This is a genomic window from Massilia sp. 05N420, from assembly GCF_056397205.1.
In genome coordinates, this window is record NZ_JBFTMX010000179.1 from 1 (window position 1) to 446 (window position 446).

The 446-nt window shown below is 61.4% G+C and carries 1 protein-coding gene; it reads right to left on the reverse strand.

From position 1 onward, the window contains the following. Positions 1-85 precede the first annotated feature (85 nt). Positions 86-446, reverse strand: a 361-nt coding sequence (locus AC1DIX_RS27865) for an SDR family NAD(P)-dependent oxidoreductase (protein ID WP_477328590.1), incomplete at its 5' end; no start/stop codon positions are given.

Consider the following 446-nt stretch of genomic DNA (forward strand, 5'->3'; position numbering starts at 1 on the left):
GGCGGATGCCTTGGCGGCTGAGTGGCTTTGGTAAGGCATGGCGATGCTGCCACCTGGCTGCATCGCCCCCATCATAGGTGTCGCGCTAGAGCACCCAGCCGCCATCTATCGTCAAACTGGAACCGGTCATGTAGGAGGAGCCAGGGCCGGCGAGATAGGCTACGAGCTCCGCAATTTCGGACGGATGAGCAACGCGCTTCATGGGGCTACGCTCGGACAGGTACTCCAAAGCGCCAGCATTCATGTCAGTGTCGGTCGGGCCGGGCTGCACGTTGTTCACGGTGATGCGTCGCGGTGCGAGATCAAGCGCCAATCCTTTGACCATTGCCGCGACGGCCGCCTTTGTGAACTGGTACACGCTTGTTCCCTGCATACCGGTCCGCTCGGCGGTATTGGAGCCGATCGTAATAATCCGGCCACCATCCTTCATTCTCGCCGCCGCAGCC